Genomic DNA, 3,417 nt, shown 5'->3' with positions numbered 1-3,417 from the left:
TGGATTTTAGCAGAAGAGAATGCCGAAGTTCGGCGAGTGTTAATTGAAGGAATTGGTTACGATCGCATAATTCAAGAGTTGCAAGCAAAACAAATAGATAGTTGGCAGGAATATGCACTATTACAAATAGATAATGCCGATTTCGAGCCGATTTGTTTGTTAAAAATGACTTGTCCGAGTACGGGATTCATTCACGCTTTGAGAGTGCCGCCTAACCTGACATCAGCTAGGGAGGCAATTGCCTGGGTAAATTGGGATATTGATCCCGAGGAATTTTCCGTGCAGACTTGATATAATTGGGGCGATGGATTTCTACAAGTAGTCAGCTACAGGGGACAAGGATTTCCCAGCTCGATCGCAGCGTTGCTGCTGCTATTTTTTGCTCACAATACTTCGCCTCTATTTCCCGTCGGAGTAATGACTTGTATCGATCGCGCAGACTTACCGAATGTGGGGTCAAATGCTCGATTACTGCTGGCACTTAATTTTGCCAACTGTCGCCCTGGGCCTTACTGGTTGTGCTGTCCGGCAAAGATTGAGGCGCGGACGGTTGGACGTGCTGCGTCAAGATTAGATCCGAACAGCACGGGCTCGCCGGTTTGCCGGACGATCGAGTAATTTACATTCATGCTTTGCGGAATGCTGTTAATCCGTTGGTTACGCTATTGGGTTTTGAGGCAAGCTAGTTTGTTGAGCAGTGCGTTTATTGCCGAATATTTATTTAATTAGCCGGGTTTGGGAAAGCTGACTCTGGATGCGGTGAACAATCTTGATTTGTATTTAGTAATGGCAAGTTTGATGATGGGTGCGACAATGTTGATTGTGGGGAATTTGTTGGCGAATTTGCTGCTCAAAGCTGTCGAGCCGAGGATTAAGCTGGAAGATTTGAAATAGTAGACTTAATTCAGTAATATGAGGTACGCAAGGGCGATTTGTAATAGTCAACAGTCAAGAGTCAACAGTCATCAGTCATCAGTCAAGAGTCAACAGTCATCAGTATTCCCATTACCCATGCCCTAGGCCCCCGGCCCCATTACCCATCTCGGAGTGTTTTATGTCAGAAGAACAACCAAACGAGCCAATAAGTTTTAGCAGCTTGGCCGACTGGTGCAGGCATATTGACAGTCTTTCAGAATCGGCAAGGCACACAGTTGAAGTGTTGTTAAAAAAGGCTGGCACTGATGACGCACAAGCAGCGGAGCAGATACTTTCAAGCATGACAGAACTGGAGCTCAGCTACAATGAAATTACCGACATCAGCTCTCTCGGCTCGCTCACCAATCTGACAACACTGATTCTCTACGACAATCGAATTACCGACATCAGCTTCCTCGGCTCTCTCACCAATCTGACAAAACTCGAGCTCAGCTACAATCAAATTACGGACATCAGCTCCCTCGGCTCGCTCACCAATCTGACAATACTGAATCTCAGCTGGAATAGAATTACCGACATCAGCTTCCTCGGCTCGCTCACCAATCTGACCACACTGAATCTGTACCACAATATAATTACCGACATCAGCTTCCTCGGCTCGCTCACCAATCTGACCACACTGAATCTCGACGAAACTCAAATTACCGACATCAGCGCCTTGCGATGGCTCACCAATCTGACAAAACTGAATCTCAACAGCAATCAAATTACCGACATCAGCTTCCTCGGCTCGCTCACCAATCTGACAACACTGAATCTCAACAGCAATCAAATTACGGACATCAGCTTCCTCGGCTCGCTCACCAATCTGACAACACTGTATCTCAACTGGAATCAAATTACCGATATCAGCTTCCTCGGCTCTCTCACCAATCTGACAACACTCGAGCTCAGCTACAATAGAATTACGGACATCAGCTTCCTCGGCTCGCTCACCAATCTGACAACACTAGAGCTCAAGAGCAATAGAATTACCGACATCAGCGCCTTGCGATGGCTCACCAATCTGACCACACTCGAGCTCTTCGACAATCAAATTACCGACATCAGCGCCTTGCGATGGCTCACCAATCTGAAAACACTGACTCTCTTCGACAATCAAATTACCGACATCAGCTTCCTCGGTTCGCTCACCAATCTGACAACACTGTATCTCGACAGGAATAAAATTACCGACATCAGCTTCCTCGGCTCGCTCACCAATCTGACAACACTGTATCTCGGGGCCAATCAAATTACCGATATCAGCGCCTTGCGCAAGCTCACCAATCTGACAACACTGCATCTCGGGGACAATCAAATTAGCGATATCAGCGCCTTGCGCAAGCTCACCAATCTGACAACACTCGAGATCTGGTACCATGAAATTACCGCTCTGTGCGTGTTAGGCGGCGAACTCGCACAGAAACGTCTTACTCTCTCGACTAGACCAATTGATGGTCAAAAAGCCACAGAAGCAGTCAAACTTGCCTATGCCGCTATTGGCCTAGAAGAACCCGAAGTTATTATTTGCACCAGTCCCCGCGACGCTTATAGTCATTTCAAATAAGTATGAGACACTAGACTGCACAATAAGCACGAATAATTTCATCAAGAGATGTGCCAGGAGACGCATACATTTTAGCTCTCTTTAATGCACTAAAATCATGCTCAATATCATTTAAGTCAGGAGAGTATTTTGGTAAAAATATTATCTGATGACCCGCCTCCTCAACCAATAGTCTAATGACCGTCTTACGATGAATGGGTGCATTATCCATAATTAATATAGATGGACTTGTTAAATCTGGTAACAAATATAAAGATAACCATCCTTCAAATCCTTCTGCATTCAAACTACCCATAAAGAGCATTGGTGCAATTAAGTCCTTCTTTCCTTTTCTCCTTGCTGCTACTAAATTTTCTCTTTTTCCCCGTTTTCCTGGTCTTTCACCATAGACTTTTTTTCCTCTCTTTGCCCAGGCACAAACACAACCTTCAAATTCCTCAAATCCTGATTCATCAATGAATACAATGTTTTTACTGCCATAAACTTTAATTAATTCTCTCAGATTTCTGTAGTATTTCATTCTTTCTTCTCTATTTCTTTCTTGATAGCGAAGTTGTTTTTTTTTTGTAATTTTCAGTTTTTTTAAGGCATAGCAGATGGCACTCGGTCTGACGCCTGAAAGTTCTTGCTCTTTCTACTAATCTTGCTTCAGGATTTTTTTCAACATCTTTTTTGAGGGCTTCCCAATCTAGCTTTCGTTGACGGTGGTTGACCTGAGTTGGTCGAAGGTCTTCCCTACCTAACCATCTATAAATTGTTGCTCTTCCTACCTTAAATATGGCGGCCGCTTTCGTTATACTCCCTCCATTTTCCACATAATTGACTACTTTTTGTCTTAGGTCTAGACTGTAAGCCATTTTTTTCTAATTAACTATTTTTATCGATTTTATCATGATTTTACCTCTGTCTCACATTTATTTGAAATGACTATA

The 3,417-nt window shown here is 43.8% G+C and carries 2 protein-coding genes and 2 pseudogenes; 3 read left to right on the top strand and 1 reads right to left on the bottom strand.

Going from position 1 to position 3,417, the window contains the following annotated elements:
- The 3 genes and pseudogenes from ACUVJL_RS24570 to ACUVJL_RS24560 form a co-directional block, all read left to right on the top strand.
- A partial coding sequence (locus ACUVJL_RS24570; protein ID WP_445248229.1) for a DUF6745 domain-containing protein occupies positions 1–291 on the top strand: 291 nt, incomplete at its 5' end.
- A 12-nt stretch (positions 292–303) separates the two neighbouring features.
- Positions 304–894, top strand: a pseudogene (locus ACUVJL_RS24565) (ABC transporter permease); the annotation flags it as partial.
- Between the two features lie 160 nt (positions 895–1,054).
- Positions 1,055–2,485, top strand: a complete 1,431-nt coding sequence (locus ACUVJL_RS24560) for a leucine-rich repeat domain-containing protein (RefSeq protein ID WP_445248228.1) — start codon at positions 1,055–1,057, stop codon at positions 2,483–2,485.
- A gap of 10 nt (positions 2,486–2,495) precedes the next feature.
- On the opposite strand, the pseudogene ACUVJL_RS24555 reads toward ACUVJL_RS24560, so the two are convergent.
- Positions 2,496–3,342 (bottom strand): annotated as a pseudogene (locus ACUVJL_RS24555) (IS630 family transposase).
- Between the last annotated feature and the right edge of the window lie 75 nt (positions 3,343–3,417).

Origin of the sequence: Microcoleus sp. OTE_8_concoct_300 (assembly GCF_031383065.1) — a bacterium.
In the GTDB taxonomy this organism is placed as follows: Bacteria; Cyanobacteriota; Cyanobacteriia; order Cyanobacteriales; family Microcoleaceae; genus Microcoleus.
This window is presented reverse-complemented; position numbering and strand designations above follow the sequence as displayed.

Coding starts and splice junctions, on each gene's coding strand:
- ACUVJL_RS24560 (WP_445248228.1), top strand. CDS start 1,055: ATGTCAGAAGAACAACCAAACGAGCCAATAAGTTTTAGCAGCTTGGCC.